This is a genomic window from Rhodoblastus sphagnicola (assembly GCF_002937075.1).
GTDB classification, from domain to species: Bacteria; Pseudomonadota; Alphaproteobacteria; order Rhizobiales; family Beijerinckiaceae; genus Rhodoblastus; species Rhodoblastus sphagnicola.
This window is the reverse complement of record NZ_NHSJ01000041.1, coordinates 55,232-72,877: the sequence shown is the minus strand read 5'-3', so window position 1 is coordinate 72,877 and position 17,646 is coordinate 55,232. Positions and strand designations below refer to the sequence as shown.

14 protein-coding genes, 1 pseudogene and 1 riboswitch are annotated in these 17,646 nt (G+C 65.6%); of the genes and pseudogenes, 6 read left to right on the top strand and 9 right to left on the bottom strand.

All coding sequences use genetic code 11. The features are described from left to right. The 8 genes and pseudogenes from CCR94_RS06495 to CCR94_RS26555 all read right to left on the bottom strand — a co-directional run. Window positions 1–1,013 (bottom strand): Hpt domain-containing protein (locus CCR94_RS06495; RefSeq protein ID WP_193938416.1); only part of this gene is annotated, 1,013 nt, incomplete at its 3' end. Beyond that, window positions 1,010–1,372 carry a response regulator gene (locus CCR94_RS06490; RefSeq protein ID WP_170068937.1) on the bottom strand — a complete coding sequence of 121 codons (363 nt, stop codon included), beginning with the start codon at window positions 1,370–1,372 and terminating at the stop codon, window positions 1,010–1,012. The genes CCR94_RS06495 and CCR94_RS06490, both read right to left, overlap by 4 nt. Before the next feature lie 11 nt (window positions 1,373–1,383). Beyond that, window positions 1,384–2,250 carry a CheR family methyltransferase gene (locus CCR94_RS06485; protein WP_338052972.1) on the bottom strand — a complete coding sequence of 289 codons (867 nt, stop codon included), beginning with the start codon at window positions 2,248–2,250 and terminating at the stop codon, window positions 1,384–1,386. Further along, window positions 2,247–2,858: a HEAT repeat domain-containing protein gene (locus CCR94_RS06480; RefSeq protein WP_104507062.1), complete on the bottom strand. Its 612-nt coding sequence runs from the start codon at window positions 2,856–2,858 to the stop codon at window positions 2,247–2,249. Before CCR94_RS06480 ends, CCR94_RS06485 begins: the two co-directional genes overlap by 4 nt. Then, complete coding sequence (cheB, locus tag CCR94_RS06475) at window positions 2,848–3,951, bottom strand: chemotaxis-specific protein-glutamate methyltransferase CheB (RefSeq protein ID WP_104507061.1); 1,104 nt, start codon at window positions 3,949–3,951, stop codon at window positions 2,848–2,850. Before cheB ends, CCR94_RS06480 begins: the two co-directional genes overlap by 11 nt. A gap of 49 nt (window positions 3,952–4,000) precedes the next feature. Continuing rightward, the gene (locus tag CCR94_RS06470) at window positions 4,001–5,581 is read right to left on the bottom strand and encodes a chemotaxis protein CheW (RefSeq protein WP_104507060.1); all 1,581 of its coding nucleotides are present in this window, start codon (window positions 5,579–5,581) and stop codon (window positions 4,001–4,003) included. 41 nt (window positions 5,582–5,622) lie between these two features. Beyond that, window positions 5,623–6,699 carry a methyl-accepting chemotaxis protein gene (locus tag CCR94_RS26560; protein WP_425332316.1) on the bottom strand — a complete coding sequence of 359 codons (1,077 nt, stop codon included), beginning with the start codon at window positions 6,697–6,699 and terminating at the stop codon, window positions 5,623–5,625. 21 nt (window positions 6,700–6,720) lie between these two features. Next, window positions 6,721–7,095 (bottom strand): annotated as a pseudogene (locus CCR94_RS26555) (methyl-accepting chemotaxis protein); the annotation flags it as partial. A gap of 688 nt (window positions 7,096–7,783) precedes the next feature. Between CCR94_RS26555 and CCR94_RS06460 the strand changes: the two are divergent. Beyond that, on the top strand, window positions 7,784–9,124 hold the full coding sequence (locus CCR94_RS06460) for a cyclic nucleotide-binding domain-containing protein (RefSeq protein ID WP_158254648.1): 1,341 nt from the start codon (window positions 7,784–7,786) through the stop codon (window positions 9,122–9,124). Window positions 9,125–9,195: 71 nt separating this feature from the next. Continuing rightward, window positions 9,196–9,322: riboswitch (TPP riboswitch) on the top strand. A gap of 67 nt (window positions 9,323–9,389) precedes the next feature. Beyond that, window positions 9,390–10,409: an FAD-dependent oxidoreductase gene (locus tag CCR94_RS06455; RefSeq protein WP_104507057.1), complete on the top strand. Its 1,020-nt coding sequence runs from the start codon at window positions 9,390–9,392 to the stop codon at window positions 10,407–10,409. Window positions 10,410–10,412: 3 nt separating this feature from the next. Here the strand turns inward: CCR94_RS06455 and CCR94_RS06450 are convergent, their stop codons facing one another. Next, on the bottom strand, window positions 10,413–11,042 hold the full coding sequence (locus CCR94_RS06450) for a biliverdin-producing heme oxygenase (protein ID WP_158254647.1): 630 nt from the start codon (window positions 11,040–11,042) through the stop codon (window positions 10,413–10,415). 472 nt (window positions 11,043–11,514) lie between these two features. Between CCR94_RS06450 and CCR94_RS06445 the strand changes: the two genes are divergently transcribed. From CCR94_RS06445 to idi, 4 genes are all read left to right on the top strand, one after another. After that, a complete protein-coding gene (locus tag CCR94_RS06445) occupies window positions 11,515–14,451 on the top strand; it encodes a bifunctional diguanylate cyclase/phosphodiesterase (RefSeq protein ID WP_104507055.1) in 2,937 nt (978 codons plus the stop codon). A 245-nt stretch (window positions 14,452–14,696) separates the two neighbouring features. After that, a complete protein-coding gene (gene bchE, locus CCR94_RS06440; RefSeq protein ID WP_104507054.1) occupies window positions 14,697–16,400 on the top strand; it encodes a magnesium-protoporphyrin IX monomethyl ester anaerobic oxidative cyclase in 1,704 nt (567 codons plus the stop codon). Then, entirely contained in the window at window positions 16,400–17,026 is a 627-nt protein-coding gene (bchJ, locus tag CCR94_RS06435) for a bacteriochlorophyll 4-vinyl reductase (protein ID WP_104507053.1), read from the top strand. The genes bchE and bchJ overlap by 1 nt, the downstream gene beginning before the upstream one ends. 19 nt (window positions 17,027–17,045) lie before the next feature. Then, window positions 17,046–17,585, top strand: coding sequence for an isopentenyl-diphosphate Delta-isomerase (gene idi / locus CCR94_RS06430; protein ID WP_104507052.1), 540 nt, complete (start codon window positions 17,046–17,048; stop codon window positions 17,583–17,585). The last annotated feature ends 61 nt before the right edge of the window (window positions 17,586–17,646 follow it).

The following is a 17,646-nucleotide window of genomic DNA, read 5'->3' as shown; positions in this document are numbered from 1 at the left end:
AGCACGGGGGCGGTCGTGGCGTGGGCGTTGGCTTCGGTGGCGGCGGCGATGGCGGCGGCGGCCCAGTCGAGGCGGCGCATCGAGGCGGCGAGGCGCGCGACGGCGCTGGCGGCGGCGGAAATGCGCTCGGGCGCGTATTCGGCGCTGAACAAAGCGCGGCGCTGGTTGGCGATAATTGTGCCCGCCAGCACGATATGGCGCGGCGCCGAGACCGGCGGCGCCGGCGCCGTCGCCCCGAAAAATTCCGCGCGCAGCACGCAGAGCGTCACATGCTCCATTTCATAGCGCAGATGCTGGGCGACCTCGTCCTCGGTTTCGCCGGCCAGCGCCGTGAACACCATGTTGCATTGATAGGGCTCGTAGTCGGCCAGCGGCTTGGGCGGATGCAGCGGCGCATAGTCCACGGCGATCAGGCGCGGCGTGTTGAGGATCAGGTTGAGCGGATCGGAGCCGCAGAAAAAAGAGTTTTCGGCGGGCGTGTAGCGGATCAGGGTGACGGCCTGGCCCTTGCCGAGCGCCCCGCGCGCGACGGCGCGGGCCTCATCGTCGAACAAGGCGAGCCAGGCGTCGCGCGAGGCATGATCGACCGCGACTTCGGTTGTTTCGGGCGCGGCCGCTTCACCCTCCACCATCAGATGCGCGCGCAACAGCCGCGACAGCTTTCCCGAAACCTTGTCGGCGTCGGACGGCAGGACCTCGGTCTCCTCCATATGGCCGATCCATTCGCCGACCTGGTCCAGGGCGGCGAAGAGATCGTCGACAATGTCGGGATTGAGCGCGAGTTTTTCCGCCCGGACAGCGCCGAGCAGATCCTCGGCGACATGGATGAGCTTGGTCAGCGCCGGCGCGTCGAACAGCCCGGACGAGCCCTTCAGCGTATGAACCGCGCGAAAAACCTCGTTGACGGCGGTGGCGTCGTCTGGCGTCTTCTCCAGCGCCAACAGGCTGGTGGAGGAGGAATCCAGCAGTTCGCGCGCTTCGGGAATGAAGCGGGCGAGCAATGGATTGGTCATAGCGCCGCTCCGGTCAGCAGCCGCGCCATGGTGGCGAGGTCGTCCGGCGCGGCCGGCTTGTAGATGTGATAATCCGAGCCGCGCGTCTCCGAGGCGGGGGAGGGCGGTTCGGTGCTGATGGTCAGGATCGGCAGCGTGGCGAGTTCAGGGTCGCGGCGCAGCGAGTCGATCATGGTATAGCCGTCCATTTTCGGCATGTTGACATCGACGATGGCGAGGTCGAACACCGCGCCCATCGCGCGCTCCAGCCCTTCCAGACCATTGACGGCCTCGTCCACGCCAAAGCCGGCGCCTTCGAGAACGGAACGGTAGTAAGCGCGGGTGGTGACGCTGTCGTCGACGATAAGAACCCGTTTCATCTCGGTCATCCCTACGGTCTTTGCGGTTTCTGATAGACGATGGTTCCGGCGAACTTGCGTGGTCGGAACAGCGAGGACATGCGGCTCATGCTTTCGGAATGGCCCAGGCAGATGAAGCCGCCGGGCGCCATCGACTCGTAGATCAGCTCCACCGCCTCGCGCCGCGATACATCGTCGAAATAAATCAGCAGATTGCGGCAGAACACCACATCGACGTCGCGCATCCGCGCCATGGCGATGCGATCGATCAGGTTGATGGCGGAAAAGTCGATGGACTCGCGCAATTCGTCGCAGATCTGGAAGTCCTCTCCGGCCGGGCGGAAATATTTGCGCCGCAGCGCCGGCGAGACGCGCTGCACGGAGCGGGCGCTGTAGCGGCCCTCGCGCGCCTTGGCGAGCACCACGGAATCGATGTCGGAGCCGCAGATCTCGATGGCGAATTCGTCCGACCGCCGCCAGTTTTCCAGAATATGGATGGCGATGGAATAGGGCTCCTCGCCGGTCGAGCAGGGCATGGACCAGATGCGGATCACGCGGCCGGGCGTGCGCTCCTTGGCGATTTCCGGCAGGATGCCCTGGACCAGGGCGTCAAACTGGTAATCCTCGCGCAGGAAATAGGTTTCGTTGACGGTCAGCAGGTTGACGAGTTGCTGCAACTCGACGCCATTGAGGTCGAAGCGCAGCATGGCGAAGTAATCGCGGAACGACGTCGCCTCGCGCACGCTCATGCGCTCCTGGAGACGGCGCTTGACGAAATAAGCCTTCTTCTCGTTGAAGCTGATTCCGGTCTTCTGGTAGAAAAATTCGTAAAAACGGGTGTATTCGTCGGGGGTGAAATCGTGGAAGACGGCGGCGCCCGCCCGCTCGGCGGACATCATCTGGGCTCTCCGAGGCTCCGCAAGAGGGACCTCACCACGAATTGCACCTGGTCGACTTCGGGAAAGCGCGCAGCGAACTGCGCCAGCCGGCCCGCGCTCCTGAAATCGTCGGTGTGGGTGAGGCCATCCACTGCCCCCAGGCAGATGTTGACGTCGGGCTCGCTCAGCAGAACCTGCTCCAGCAATTCGACGGCGTGCGGATGCGGAATCTCGCTGAGCACATTGACCGCGAGCAGCCGCTGCTTGCGGTCGGGCGAGGCCAGCAGGACCGGCATCTTGTCGATGGATTCCTCCGGCATGGACCAGAGCGCCTCCATGACCTCGTTGCGCAGGGCGGCGTCGCCCTTGTCGAAGATCGAGGCCAGCAGATCGGCGACTTCAGCGGATTTCTGGCCGATGAGATTGCTCAACAGCGCCGCGCGCACGTCGCGCTCGGGCTCGACGGCGAGGCGGCGGCACAGGTCGTCCACGACGGCCGTCACGCCGCGCAGGGCTTGGGCGGCGTGTCTGCGCAAAGCGGGATCGGCGTCGTCGAGATCGCGGACCGAGGTCTTCTCGTCGAAATGCGGGACGGCCGGTTCGGCCGACTCGGAGCGCTTAACCAGCATGACGTCCCCCCTGCTTGAACGCGCCGTGGACGCGCAGCCAGATGCTCACTTGTTCGGCCACGTCCTCGTCGGCGAGCACGACGCTGGCGCCCTTGCGCGCGATCAGCTCGGCGGGCATGCCGAACACCACCGAGGTGTCCTCGTCCTGGGCGATGGTCTGGCCGCCGCGCTGCTTCAGCTTGGTCATGGCTTCGGCCCCGTCATTGCCCATGCCGGTGAGCAAGACGCCGATCAATTGTTCGGCCGGCAACTGGGACAGCGCGCTTTCCACCATGCGTTCGACGCTCGGATGCCAGAAATAATCGGCGCCCGCCGGCATGGGCATGGCGAGCAACCGGCCGCCGCGCTGGGAGAACACGACGTCGCCGTCGCCCCGCGCGATATAGATGCGTCCGGCCACGACCGGCATCTGGCTGTCGACCTCGACCACTTCGAGATGGCAGATGGTGTTGAGGCGGCGGGCGAACACGCCGGTGAAATTGCCGGGCATGTGCTGGGACACCACCACCGGCCAGGGCAGGTTCGCCGGCAACAGCGGCAGGATGCGCTCCAGCGTGGTCGGGCCGCCGGTGGAGACGCCGATCAGCACCATGCCGACGGCGGCGACCCCGCGCGCGGGAGGCGTCGTCTTCGGCGGCGCCTCCCGCGCGCGCTGGCGCTGCTCGACGAGGCGATGGCGCAGATTGGTGGCGCGCTTCAACCGGGCCTTGGCGGCGCCCTTGATCTTGGCGATCAGGCTTTCCTCGATCCGGTCGATGGTGAGCGAAATCGTGCCGCTCGGCTTCTTCACGAAATCGACGGCGCCCAGCGCCAGCGCCTCGAAAGTGGCCTCGGCGCCTTCCTCGGTGAGCGAGGACACCATCACGACCGGAGTCGGCTTGTTGGCCATGATCCGCGACAGGCAGGTCAGGCCGTCCATTTCCGGCATGTTGACGTCGAGCGTCACCACGTCGAAGTCCTGGCGTTCGAGCAGGTCGAGCGCCTCGATGCCGTTGCGCGCCGTCGCGGTCTCGAAGCCGCGCTCCTTGGAAAGCAGATTGTTCAGATGGCGGCGCATCAGCGCGGAATCATCGACGATCAGCACTCTGATCATTGCGCCCTGTCCCCCCCGATTTCAGACTTGCGATTTCAGACTTGCGCTTTCAGGCCGCGACGGCGTCGCCGCCGCCCTCGACCGCGCGCCCGATGTCGCGAGATTCCTCGGCCTTGAGCAATTGCAGCACGTCGAGCAGCAGGATCAGCCGCTTTTCCTTGTCGAGATTGGCGACGCGGCGGATGATGGCCTTCTGTTCGCCGGACAGGTCCGGCGCCGGGCCGATGGCGCCGACGGGAATGCGGCGCACTTCCGAGACGTGATCGACGATGAAGCCGGTGCGCGCGCCTCTGATGGTGAAGACCATGATGCGCTGGCGGTCGTTGCGCGCCAGCGCCTCCAGCCGGAAGCGCTTGCGCTGGTCGATCACCGGCAGCACCGCCCCGCGCAGGTTGATCACGCCTTCGATGAAGTCGGGGGTGTTGGGAATGCGCGTCAGTTCGGACGGCACCCGCACGATTTCCTGCACGACGTCGATCGGCACGCCATATTCCTCGCCCATCAGGCGGAACAGCACGAATTGTTCGTCGTCGTCGAGGGTCGCGGCCCTGTTTTCGCTTTCGCCGGCGCCAGCCATGTGTTCCTCGTCGTCCCCGGTGATCTGTCGCAATTCGGTTTCGTCGAACATCGCCTGCGCGGAGAGAATCGAAACCAGGCGCTTGCCGTCGTTGAGCCGGCAGATGGCGGAAATTTCCCCGCGATCTCCCGCGCAAAGCAGGTCGGGAACCGGCTCGACCATGGCGCGGCTGACGCGTAAAACTTCCTTGACGCTGTCCATCACTACGCCGACGCCGGGACCATCGCCGAGCGACACCACCACCACCTTGTTGGTTTCGGTGAGTTCGGCCGCGGGCAGGCCGAACAAGGCCCGCAGCGACACCAGCGGCAGCAGGCGCTGGCGCAGGGTGATGACGCCGAGCACGTGATGCGGCGCATTGGGAACTTCGGTGATCGCGTTGGGAAGCTGGACGATCTCCTGCACCCGCTCGATGGGGAAGGCGTATTCTTGCCCGGCGACCTCGAAGCTGACCAACTGGTCCTCGTCGACCGCCTCGACGGTCTTCTCCTGCGTCTTTTCGTGCGCCAGCCGCCCGGCGCTTTCGCCGGCCTCGCTGAACTGGCCGTCGCCGCCGAATTCGCGGCGGAAAATGGCCTGGCAATCCAGGATCATCAACACCGAGCGCCCATCGGCGTCGCGGATCAGCCCGTCGAGCACTTCCGCGTCGAGGGCGCTGCGAATGGCCGAGGCCGGCTCGATGCGCTCCTTCTCGATGGTGACGACATTGGCCATGCGGTCCACCACCAGGCCCACGGGCCGGCCGTAGTCGAGCACGACCACCCGAGTCGCGTCATCCGCTGGCTTTTCGGCGAAGTTGAAGGCTCGGCGCAGATTGACGACGGGCAGCACGACGCCGCGCAGATTGGCGAGGCCTTCGAGCGAGGCCGGGCACAATGGCATATGCACGACATTGGGCGGCCGGATGATTTCCTGCACGTCCTCCAGGGCGACCGCGAAACGCTCGCCCCCGATATGGAAAATGACGAATTGCCGGGAATCGTCGGCGGCGGCTTCCGCGCCGCCGCCGAATTCGGCTCTGAGGGTTTCGAGCGTCTGCGCGACTGTGGACATGTCCATTCTCCTCCTGGACGAAAGGGCAGGAATGGACTGGATCAGCCGGATTGCAATTCGTCGGCGAGCGAAGCGATTTCCTCGATGGCCGCGGCGAGCTGTTCGGCTCCCTTGGATTGCTGGTGGGCGGCGGTCGAGGCTTCGCCCGCCGATTTGGTCGCCTGGGTGGCGGCGGCGGCGATTTCCTCGACGCCGGCCTGCACCTCCTTGACGACATCGGTGATTTGCGCCGAGCCGCTCAGGATGTCCTCGTTGTCCTTGAGCACGTCCTTCATGTCCTTGGCGATGCTGTCGAGATTGACGGATATCCGCCGGTTCTTTTCCATTTCAACCACGGCCGCCTCGGTGATCTCGGCGAGATCGAGCCGCACGGTGGCGATGGTGTCCTGGATGGCCTTGACCGTATCCTTGATGCGGTCGGCGTTTTCGGCCGAATCGCGGGCGAGGTTGCGGATGTCGGTGGAAACGACCGCGAAGCCCTTGCCGAATTCTCCGGCGCGGGCCGCTTCGACCGAGCCGTTGACCGCGAGCATGTTGGTCTGGATCGAGACGGTGGTGATGGCGTCGACGATCTTGTCGATGCGGCGGCTGATTTGCTCCAGCGCGGCGATCTGGTCGCGGCTGGCGCGGGCGGAATCCGCGGAGGCGCGCACGCCCTCGATCAGCGTATCGATCGCGGCCTTGTTGGTGAACAGCAGGTCGGCGATGGCGCGGGTGCGCTCGACCGAGGTCTGGGAATTGTTCTGCGCGAGAATCGCGCCTTTCTCGATCTGCGCCATGGCGGCGGCCGATTCCTGCGAGGCCGAGGCCTGCTGGGCGGCGCCGCGGCTGATCTGCTCCAGCGCGGTCATGATTTGCGCCGAGGCGCGGTTGATTTCCTCGACGGCGCTGGACAGTTCTTCGGCGGCCGAGGCCACTTCCTCGGCGCTCTTGCCGATATTGGTGCTGTTCTTGAGCTCCTCGGACAGTTCCGACAGCTCGGAGGCGGCCTGTTCGCTCTGATTGAGCGCCTGGCTTTGTTGCACGATGGTCTTGGTGGCCTCCTCGCAGGCGGCGCCCTGTTCCTCGGCGGCGGAAGCGATCAGTTCCGAACCCTTCTGCGCCTGGACGGCGGCCACGCTCGATTCTTCGTTGACGCGCGCGATTTCGCGGCAGGCGGCGATCACGCCCTGCATGTTGGCGCGGATGTTTTCGAGGCCCTCGATCACTTCCTTGCCCTTGCGCACTTCTTCGCGCGCCGCGTTGGCCGAATTCCCGATGCCCTCCGCGATCGTGGCGACATCCTTCTGGATCTGTGCGATCAGATCCTGAATGTCGCGCGCGGATTTCTCGCTGGTCTCGGCCAGCGTCCGCACCTCGTCGGCGACGACGGCGAAGCCCTTGCCGTGCTGGCCGGCGCGGGCGGCCTCGATGGCGGCGTTGAGCGCCAGCAGGTTGGTCTGGTCGGCGATGCGGGCGACCGCCTTGACCACTTCGCCGATGGCGGCGGCCTGACGGTCCAGCTCCTGCACCATCTTGACGGAGGCGTCCTGACGTTCGGACGCGCGCGCAATGGCTTCGATCCCCATGCCGACCTGGCTGGAGACATCGACGATTGTCGTGGAGAGCGTATCGGTGCGGGCGACGGCGCGTTCGGCGTTGTCCTTGGCCTTGACGATCAGCGCGGCGCCATGCGTCACCGCCTTCAGCGAGCGCTGGGCGGCGTTGGCGGCCTGTTCGGCGCCCACCGCGATCTGCTCGGCGGAGGCGCGCAATTCCTCCACCGCCGAGGTCGCCTCGGTGATGCCCGAGGACAATTCGGTGGTGGCGGCGGCGATGCGTTCGGCCGCCATCTGCTGGCGGGCGAAGGTTCGGGCCTTGCGCTTTTGCACATCGGCGCCGAGACGATTGGCGCGACCGGCGCTCTCGGCGTCGTCATGGACTTCGGTTGAAGAATTCACGAATTTTTTGGCGAGCGCCATAGGATCCCCCCGGCAGGCCTGAAGCAGAGCGGGGACCATGATCGCGGCGGCTTGTGTGGAGCTTGCCCGCAAAACAGGCGCCGCGCCCGTCCCGGTCAGCCGGCGGCGCCGTTTTTGACCAAGCCCTCATTTTGGGCCAAGTCCTCATTTTGGGCCAAGTCCTTGTTTTGACCACAGTCAAACAAGATAACGGCGAGGACGTGCTATTTTTCGTCGAGTTTTGGTAATGGAGGCATTCGACATGGTCCGGAAAGAGATGAGCGCCCTGCTGCGTTCTCCACTGTTCCAGACGATCGGGGCCGGCCTTTGCGGCATCCTGGAGGAGTCAGGCTCCCTCCAAGACTTTCGTCGCGGCGAGATGGTGTTCTGGCAGGGCGAGTCGGCCGAGTCGCTGCTCGCCGTCCTCTCGGGCTGCATTAAACTCTGCCGCGAGACCGGCGGGCATGAACATGAAGTCATCGGCGTCCTCACCGCCGGCCAGGTCTATTTCGAGCCGTCGATGTTCGGCTACGGCCGCCATCACGTCATTGCGGAAGCCGTGTCCTCCGTGCGCGTCGTCCGCCTCGACGCGGAAATCCTGCGCGCGGCGATCTTGCGGCGGCCCGAACTCGCCTTCGAACTGATGGCGCTGTCCTCCGCCGCCAACAAGGGGCTGGTCGAGCAGGTCGAGCAGTTGAAGACCCGCTCCGTGCCGCAGCGCATCGGCGCCTTCCTGCTCCATCAGGCGGAGCTGGCCCAAACGCCGACCCGATATCCGCCCGCCTTCGCGCTGCCGTTCAGCAAGACGCTGATCGCCCGCTTCGTCGGCGCCAAGCTGGAAAGTTTTTCACGCTCGCTGGTCCCCCTGGCCGAACAGGGGGTCGAGATCAGCAGCGACCGGGTCACGATCGCGGACGTCGAGCGCCTCGCCGCCTTCGTTCATGGCCCGGCCGGCGACAAGCCGCATGACCGTCGCCCGATCCTCACCCGGTTCGCGTCGATGGGAAAGCGCCAGAAATTCAACGACGGGCTGGTGCGCTCCTGGCGCAAGGCGCAAAGCGCGGGCGCGCCGATTTCGCTGTTGCTGATCGAGGTCGGCCAAACTCAGTCGGGCCAAGCCCGGTTCGGTCAAGATCATGCGGCCAAAGCCCCCCTGGGAGAAGCCGATCGCGGCCTGCTGGCGTCGGTGGGCGACAACATCGCCCGCGAGGCCGATCGCCACGGCCGGTTCATGGTGCATTACGGCGACGACATTTTCGCGCTCGCCGCGCCCCAGACCGACGACGGCGACGCCATGCGTCTGGCCGAAAGGCTGGCGATCCTGCTCGAACATGAAGCGAGCCGCCATGCCGACGCCCCCGTGGTCGCGGCCATCGGCGCGGCGACCATCTTTCCCACGGCGCAGGATCACATCGAAAAGATCGTCTGCTTCGCCGACATCGCCCTCTACCGCGCCAAAACCCTCGGGCGCGGGAAGATCTGCCGCTTCCACGACGATCCGTCCTGCGCGAAGGCGCGGCAAAGCCCGTCGGGCGGCGCCCGCATCCCCGTGATCGAGTCGCCCTATTGCGCGACCTGCCGCAAGGACGCGCCCTGCGGCTGAATCCGCGACAATTAGCCGCGCTCTCAAGAGAACTGCGCGCTTGACGGCGCGGCGCGCGCGGCGGAACCATCGCCCCCGCCTGGGAGAGCTTCGGCAAGAAGCTGAGAGGCCGCTGGCGCGGAAAGCTTTCGCGCGGCGCGGCGATCCCCAACACCTGATCCGGGTCATGCCGGCGGAGGGATGGCGTTCGCTGCGAATCCTCTTTGTTTTTCGCGCGCGCGAAATCCCGACGTCCCCGTGCCCGGAAACGTCGAGGAGGCGCGGGATGCGCATTAGGGTTATCGGAGCGGGCGTCGCGGGTTTGACGGCGGCCTATGAATTCGCGCGGCGCGGCGCGGAGGTCGAGATCGTCGAACGCGAGGAGGGGCCGGGACGCGGCTGCTCCTGGTACGCCGGCGGCATGGTCGCGCCCTGGTGCGAACTCGATTCGGCCGAGCCTCTGGTCGCGCGCCTGGGCATGGAGGCGCTGGTCTACTGGACGCAAACGGTCCCGGTGGCGGAGACGCGCGGCAGCCTGGTGGTGGCGACGCCGCGCGACCAGGTCGAGCTTCGCCTGTTTGCGCGCCGCACCGAGCAATTCGAGGAGATCGGCGGCAATCGCCTCGCCGAACTCGAACCCGACCTCGCCGGCCGCTTTTCCCGCGCCTTGTTCTTCCCCAAAGAGGCCCATCTCGACCCGCGCGTCGCGCTGGAAGCCGTGACGCGGCGGCTGGCCGCCATGTCCAACGCCCGCTTCCGCTTCGGCCTCGACGCCAACGACGCCGACGGCGAGGCCGACTGGACCGTGGATTGCCGGGGCTATTCCGCCCGCGACAAGCTGAAGGGCCTGCGCGGCGTCAAGGGCGAGATGATGGTGCTGAGCACGCAGGACATCAGCCTGTCGCGCCCGATCCGCCTGCTGCACCCGCGCCATCCCGTCTATGTGGTGCCGCGCGAGGATCAGCGCTTCATGATCGGCGCGACCCAGATCGAGAACGAGGAGCGGGCCAGGGTCACGGCCCGTTCGATCGTGGATCTGGTCAACGCCGCCCACGCCATCCACCCCGCGCTGGCCGAGGCGGAAATCGCCGAGATGGGCGCGGACCTGCGGCCGGCCTTCCACGACAACCTGCCGCGCATCATCGTCGAGGGCCGCACCATCTTCATCAACGGCCTGTTCCGCCACGGCTTCCTGCTCGCGCCCTCGCTGGCGCGCCAGACGGCGGATTTCGTGTTCGGCGGCGCCTTGGCGCGCGACCTCATGCGCGCGGCGACCTCGCGGATCGAACTGGCCGGGGCGTTGTAAAACTCAGGCGCCGCCGTTCATCCAGTCCTCCAGGGCCGCGAATGTGTCGGTGGCGCCCTCCAGCATGGCGTCCCAAAGACCGTCGGCCATCGCCTGCTCGATGGCGGCGCAGCACTGCCGCCATTGCGCATCGGCGCCGCCGCGGCCCGAAAGAAAGCTCCGGCCGGTTTCCCCGCCTTCGCCGAGCAGCGGGTCGAGCGCCTTGGCCAACAGGCGCCCGCCGAGCGTCGAGCCCGCCCGAACATAGAGACTGCCGACAAGGCGCCCATAATTGGAAAAATCCGGGAAAATGGATGGGCAAGCCATCGGCAAACCCGTCAGGGCGTCGTCGTCGGCGCCGAGAGCGCTGAGATCTTCGCGCAGCAATTTCGCACGCGGCGCCAGCACAGCCTCCAATCCCGCCCGGTCCGCCCACGCGCTCGCGGCGACACAGGCTTCGAGCGGCGCGTGAAAACCGTAAAGCCGCGCCAGCAGGGCGCGATAGGCCGGCAGGTCGAGGGTTCCGCCGGCCAGGGCGGCGAAGGCGGGTTGCCGGTGCAGGCGTTCGTGATCCGCCCGCGTGGCTTCGCGCAACCGGACCCGTCCTTCGAGACGCCCGACGCCCGGCGTTTGTGAGGTCGGCCGCATGTTCATGCTTGCTTCCAATCTGAAAATGACGCCCGCATTCCCTGGCATAAAATTAACAATCAATCATTGAGAATTGCGCCCGCCGCAACACCGCCTGTTGGCAATTGGTCGAATGCGCGCGTCCGCGCCTCTCGACGGACCTGTTCAATATCTCATTTTTTCTAAATTTCTTCCAATAAAGACTATGTATCCAGGCCTCTTGCATTACCGAGCGTCATGTATAAGACCGTCTCAAGTGAGAGACGGCATTAATACTCATGTGTCAATCAGTTAAGAATGCAGATTTTTGTGCATCGGCCGGGCGGTCTTCACCCTATTCGGCCCCTCCCGCGACACAAGAACATGAGCGGAGCAAGCAGACGTGTGTCCTGGCGTGAGCGCGGTTCAATCGCGCGCCGATCTCGACCGTCCCAAGGCGGGCGGCGCGGCCCAGGGGCGTCGCTTGGTTTCGCGCCGATGTTGATGAAGGACGCAAGCCATGGTGACACAGTCTCTCCCCCGCCATGCGGAACTGTCCGCCGAGGGACTGGCCGACTTGGCCGATATGGCCGACTTTGGCGGTCTGACCGCCTGCGACCGCGAACCGATCCACCTGTCGGGCGCCATCCAGCCGCACGGGCTGCTGCTCGCCGTGGACTCCGCCACCCTGCGCATAGCGGCGGCGAGCGCCAACATGGTGCAACAGCCGCATTGGGGACCGGCCATGCTCGGCGCGCGGCTCGACGAGGTGTTCGAGGCGCGCGTCGTCGAAACCATCCAAAACTTCGACGATTCGATCACGCCCTATGCGGTCCTGCCCGAACGCGTTCCCCTGCCGGCCGGGCCGGCCGGCGCCAATGAATATGACGTGATCTCGCACTGTCGCGGCCCCCATCATATTCTCGAATTCGAGGACTCGAGCGGCGCCGGCGCCGATTCCGAATTCCTGCTGAACCAATACGCCACCACCAAGGCGCTCTACGCCGCCGACAGCGTCGAGGGCCTGTGCGAGGTCGCCGTCCGGGAAATTCGCCGCCTCAGCGGCTTCGACCGCGTCATGATCTACCGCTTCGACGCCGACGCCCATGGCTGCATCGTCGCCGAGGCGCGCGTCGAGGACGCCGAGCCGTTCCTGGGCTTGCACTTTCCCGCCTCCGACATTCCGCGCCAGGCCCGGGCGCTTTACCTGCGCAACTGGATTCGCGTCATCCCCGACGTCGATTACACGGCGGTTCCCTTGCTGGCGGTCCCGGAGACCGGGGGCGCCGACCAGATCGACCTGAGCATGGCGGTGCTGCGCGGCGTCTCGCCCTATCATCTGAAATATCTGCAAAACATGGGCGTGAAAGCGACGTTGACGATTTCGCTGGTGATCGACAACCAGCTCTGGGGCATGATCGCCTGCCATCATGACCAGCCCCGGCGCGTCGGCCATCTGCGACGCCTCGCTTATGAGGCGCTCGGCCAGCAACTGGCCGTGCGGCTGCGGGCGGCAGAACTGGCGGGCGTCCATGGCCGCGTGCAGCGCCTCAGCCGCATTTCCGCGCAGGTCGTCACCGCCATGGCTTCCGCCGAAAATAGCGCGCGCGGCGCGGAGAGCGCGCGGGACGCCCTGCTCGCCATGGTCGCCGCCGATGGCGTGGCGCTGGAGATCGAGGGCGAGCGCTTCAGCGCCGGAGAAACTCCGCCCGCCGACGTCCTGGACGCTCTGCTTCCCACGCTCGCCGAGCGCGCCGGCGCCGGGCCAAATCTCTGGTTCTCCGACCATCTGGCGGGAACGGCCGGCCTGCCCATCGCGCCCGATCCATGGCCGCAAACGGCCGCCGGCGTGATGTATCTGCCGCTGCCCGGCCACGGGCGCAATTTCGTCATCTGGTTTCGCGGCGAGCGCGCGCAAACCGTGCGCTGGGCCGGTCGCGCGGACCTGCCCAAGGATCAGGCGCTCGAACCGTTGCAGCCGCGCGCGTCCTTCGCCGAATGGCTGGAACAGGTCCGGGGCCGCAGCCTGCCCTGGCGCCCGGAGGAGGTCGCGATCGCGACCGAACTCGCCCAGGCCATGCCGGAGGTGCTGATGCACCGGGCGCAGAACCGCCTCGCCCGGCTCGCCCTGCACGACCCGCTGACGGGCCTGCCCAACCGCATCTATCTGCTCGACAGACTGAACGTCGCCCTCGATCTCGGCGGATCGGATCTCAAGGTCCGGCAAAACGCTGTCAGCATGCTGTTCATCGACCTCGACGGCTTCAAGGCCGTCAACGACACGCACGGCCACGACATCGGCGACGAATTGCTGAAGCAGGTGGCGCGGCGCATCTCGGTTCTGTTGCGGCCACAGGATTTCGTGGCGCGGATCGGCGGCGACGAATTCGTCGCGGTGATCTCAAGCGCCGGCCCGCACGACGCCAGCGCCATCGCGCAGCGCGTGCTCGAAGCCTTCAGAACCCCCTTCCTGCCGGGGGATTTGCGCGTTCTGGTGACCGCGAGCATCGGCATCGCCAACATCCCGGCGGGCATGTCCCCGAGCGAGGCGCTGCGGCAATCGGACACGGCCATGTATCACGCCAAGCGCTCCGGGCGCGATCAGGTGGCGCGCTATGACGGCGCGGCCAAGACCTCGGTCACCCCTCATCGCCTCGAGGCGGAGGAATTGCGCCACGCCATCGAGGCGGGCGAAATCACGCCGGTCTACCAGCCGGTCTGGGACATTTCGCGGGAGGGCGAGCCCGTCCTTCACGGCTACGAAGCGCTGGCGCGCTGGCGGCGGCCCGACGGCGTCCTGATCCCGCCGGCGCAATTCATCGAGCGCGCCGAAACGGCCGGCCTGATCGGGGCGCTCGGGCGCTCGATCTTCCGGCAGGCGATGCGGCATCTGCGCGGCGCGCGCGACCGGCGCCTGTCGATGGCGGTCAATGTCTCGGTGCGGCAACTCGTCGCGGAGGGCTTCGCCGACGAGGTGCTGGCGGATCTGGTCGAAATCGGCGTCGAGCCGGCCAGGCTCAGTCTGGAAATCACGGAAACGCAGGCCATGGAAGCCCCGGAGCTGTCGCTGGCGACGCTGAGGCGTTTGAGCGCGGCCGGCGTGTCGATCGCCATCGACGATTTCGGCATCGGCTTCGCCTCGCTCGCCTATGTGCGCGACCTCCCGGCGGCCGAACTCAAGATCGATCAGCGCTTTGTCTCGGGCATGCCCGACAACGGCAAGGACCGCGCCGTGGTTCGGGCGGTGGTCGAACTCGCCCATTCGCTGGGCATGCGCACGGTCGCCGAAGGCGTGGAAACGCCGGAGCAACTGGCGCTGCTGCGCGAGGTCGGCGTCGATCTGGTCCAGGGCTACCTGCTCGGCCGCCCGCAGCCGGCCGAAGCGCTCATGAACCTCGGCCCGCTCGGCGAGGACGAGCGCCGGCCGCCGCCTCCGCGAACTCGCGCCCGCGCCTGAATCCAAAGCCGCGACTCCTTGACGCTTGGCGGCGCGCGTCGGCTGGAGTATGCCTGCCGCCTGTAACGTCATGCAGCTTGTTCAAGCCGATCCGGGTTTGCGCGCCTGTCCCACCGGCGCGCGCCGCCGAATTGACGACTTTGCCGTCGAGACATCGGAAAACACCACGGATCGATTGACAAATGTAAATTGGGCTTTACAATCCGCGTGTCAACAATCCCTTACAAAAGAAGATGGGGTGTCCTATGCGCCTCCTGCTGATTCACCCCAATTACCACTCAGGCGGCGCCGAAATCGCAGGCAACTGGCCGCCAGCCTGGGCTGCGTATCTCGCCGGCGCCATCCGCAAGGCCGGTTATGAGGACGTCATCTTCATCGACGCGATGACCGATCACGTTGACGATGACGAACTCGCGCGCCGCATCCGCGAGCTGAAGCCGGACATCGTCGGCACGACCTCGATCACGCCTTCGATCTACAAGGCCGAGCGCACGTTGCAGATCGCCAAGGAACAGTGCCCCGAGGCGCTCACCCTGCTCGGCGGCGTCCACGCCACTTTCATGTTCAAGCAGGTGCTTTCCGAAGCGCCGTGGGTTGACGCGATCGTGCGCGGCGAAGGCGAGGAAATCCTCGTCGAGGTGATCCGCGCCTTCGAATCCGGCGAATGGAAAGAGCGCCGCAAGGCGGTCAAGGGCATCGCCTATATCGACACGGTCGATGGCGCCACTCAGATCGTCGCCACGGAAGCCGCCCCCACGGTCAAGGACCTCGACGGAATCGATCCCGACTGGGACATCCTCGAGTGGGACAAATATCAGTACATTCCTCTGAACTGCCGAGTCGCCGTTCCCAATATGGCGCGCGGGTGTCCCTTCACCTGCTCGTTCTGCTCGCAGTGGAAGTTCTGGCGCGATTACCGCGTGCGCGATCCCAAGAAGGTCGTGGACGAGATTCAGCGTCTCGTCGAGAAGAACAAAGTGGGCTTCTTCATCCTCGCCGATGAGGAACCGACGATCAACCGCAAGAAATTCGTCCAGTTCTGCGAGGAACTGATCGCGCGCGGCCTGCCGGACAAGGTCCAGTGGGGCATCAACACCCGCGTGACCGACATTCTCCGCGACGAGGAATTGCTGCCGCTCTATCGCAAGGCCGGCTTGCTGCATGTCTCGCTCGGCACCGAAGCCGCCGCGCAGCTGAAGCTTGATCTCTTCAACAAGGAGACCAAGGTCGCCGACAACAAGCGCGCCATCGAATTGCTGCGCAAGAACGGTATTGTGGTGGAAGCCCAGTTCATCGTCGGTCTCGAGAACGAGACGGCGGAGACGCTGGAAGAAACCTACAAGATGACGCAGGATTGGAAGCCCGATCTCGCGAACTGGTCGATGTACACGCCCTGGCCCTTCACCCCGCTGTTCGCGGAATTGCAGGACAAGGTCGAGGTGTTCGACTTCGAGAAGTATAATTTCGTCACGCCGATCATGAAGCCCACGGCCATGGACCGCGGCGAATTGCTCGACCGCGTGATGAACAACTATCGCCGCTTCTACTTCAAGAAGGCGCTGTTCTCCTACCCCTGGGCGGGCTCGGGCATGCGCCGGCGCTATCTGCTCGGCTGCCTCAAGGCCTTCCTGAAGGCTGGCTTCCAGCGCAAGTTCTACGACCTCGGCAAAGTCGGCTATTGGGGTCCGCAGTCGCGCAAGACCGTCGATTTCCACTTCGACGAGTCGCGCAAGATGGACGAGGCCACGACCGGCGACTGGAAGGCGCTGGCCGAGAACTCGCGCAAGGCGCAGGCGCACATCGATCCGGTCGAGATCAAGGCCTGCGGCGGCGGCGACGAACAGTTGAGCGATGAGGACGCCGAGGGCATTGACGAGGCCACGCTGGCGAGGCGGGCCGAGGAAGCAGCCAAGGCTGGCAGCGACGCGCGCGCTCACATGCGCGTCTGATGCCTCACCCGACCGAAATTGAGCGTTCGGGCCATATCGGCCCGAACGCGGTTATTCAGTTGATTGAAGCCCTAAAGGCGCTCGGCGAAACCGAGGCGATGGTTCGCTTGTTCACGGACGCGGATCGCCTTGCTTGGCTTGACTCCCCTCCGAGCGCGATGATTCCGGCCAGCGAGGCCGCCCGCCTGCATATCGGGCTGCGCGACGTTCTGCCCAAGGCGCGCGCGGAAGTGGTGCTGGCGAAGGCGGGGAGCCTGACGGCCGACTATCTGCTGGCCAATCGCATCCCCCGTCCCGCGCAATTCATCCTGAAACTGTTGCCGGCGCCACTCGCCGCCCGTATCCTGATGCGCGCGATTTCGGCCAACGCCTGGACCTTCGCGGGATCGGCCGGCTTCAGCTATGATTTGAATTCCGGCGTCGAAGCCCGCATCCGCGACAATCCCCTCTGTGAGGGTCTGAAATCCGACAGTCCGTCTTGCGTGTGGCATGCTGCTGTCTTTGAAGGCCTTTTTCGCGCGCTGGTGTCGCCGGCGACCCGCGCGCGCGAAATCAGCTGTTGCGCCCAAGGCGACGATTGCTGCCGCTTTCAATTGCATTGGAACGAAAAATCGTTTAGCCGGTAAAGGCAACCTGGGATGAAAGATGAACGACGACCGAGAGACAGTCATCCTCGTCGACGACGAGGACCGACAGATCGGGGCGCTGGGGAAGATTGAAGCCCATCGCCTGGGATTGCGGCATCGCGCCATCTCGGTCTGCGTCACGAACGGGTGCGGCGAGATGCTGCTGCAACGTCGCGCGCTGGGCAAATACCATTCCGGCGGCCTGTGGACCAACACGTGCTGCACGCATCCCCGTATCGGGGAAGAAGTAGGGGAGGCGGCCGCCCGCCGCCTCAAGGAAGAACTCGGCGTGGACTGCGGTCTCCACTTCCTGCGCGTGACGCATTACCGCGCGGACGTCGGTTCGGACCTCGTCGAGGACGAAATCGTTCACATGTACCATGGCAGGTTTGACGGCGAAGTGCGCCCCGACCCAGAGGAAGTCATGGATTACGCATGGCTATCGCGCAGCCGTCTCGTCGCGGACGTCGCGAAACGTCCCGAAGCCTACACCTATTGGTTTCGTCATTATTTGGAACACCATCCGGACGAGATTTTCCAGGGCGTGGCCTGTTCCTGAGCATTCGCGCGCGACTGGTTCACGGTAAGGCCGATACTGCCGACGCGAAGCTGGCGACACT

Coding starts and splice junctions, on each gene's coding strand:
- bchE (WP_104507054.1), top strand. CDS start 14,697: ATGCGCCTCCTGCTGATTCACCCCAATTACCACTCAGGCGGCGCCGAA.
- CCR94_RS06470 (WP_104507060.1), bottom strand. CDS start 5,581: ATGTCCACAGTCGCGCAGACGCTCGAAACCCTCAGAGCCGAATTCGGC.
- CCR94_RS06450 (WP_158254647.1), bottom strand. CDS start 11,042: ATGAACATGCGGCCGACCTCACAAACGCCGGGCGTCGGGCGTCTCGAA.
- CCR94_RS06460 (WP_158254648.1), top strand. CDS start 7,784: ATGGTCCGGAAAGAGATGAGCGCCCTGCTGCGTTCTCCACTGTTCCAG.
- CCR94_RS06490 (WP_170068937.1), bottom strand. CDS start 1,372: ATGAAACGGGTTCTTATCGTCGACGACAGCGTCACCACCCGCGCTTAC.
- CCR94_RS06445 (WP_104507055.1), top strand. CDS start 11,515: ATGGTGACACAGTCTCTCCCCCGCCATGCGGAACTGTCCGCCGAGGGA.
- cheB (WP_104507061.1), bottom strand. CDS start 3,951: ATGATCAGAGTGCTGATCGTCGATGATTCCGCGCTGATGCGCCGCCAT.
- CCR94_RS06480 (WP_104507062.1), bottom strand. CDS start 2,858: ATGCTGGTTAAGCGCTCCGAGTCGGCCGAACCGGCCGTCCCGCATTTC.
- CCR94_RS06485 (WP_338052972.1), bottom strand. CDS start 2,250: ATGATGTCCGCCGAGCGGGCGGGCGCCGCCGTCTTCCACGATTTCACC.
- CCR94_RS06455 (WP_104507057.1), top strand. CDS start 9,390: ATGCGCATTAGGGTTATCGGAGCGGGCGTCGCGGGTTTGACGGCGGCC.
- bchJ (WP_104507053.1), top strand. CDS start 16,400: ATGCCTCACCCGACCGAAATTGAGCGTTCGGGCCATATCGGCCCGAAC.
- idi (WP_104507052.1), top strand. CDS start 17,046: ATGAACGACGACCGAGAGACAGTCATCCTCGTCGACGACGAGGACCGA.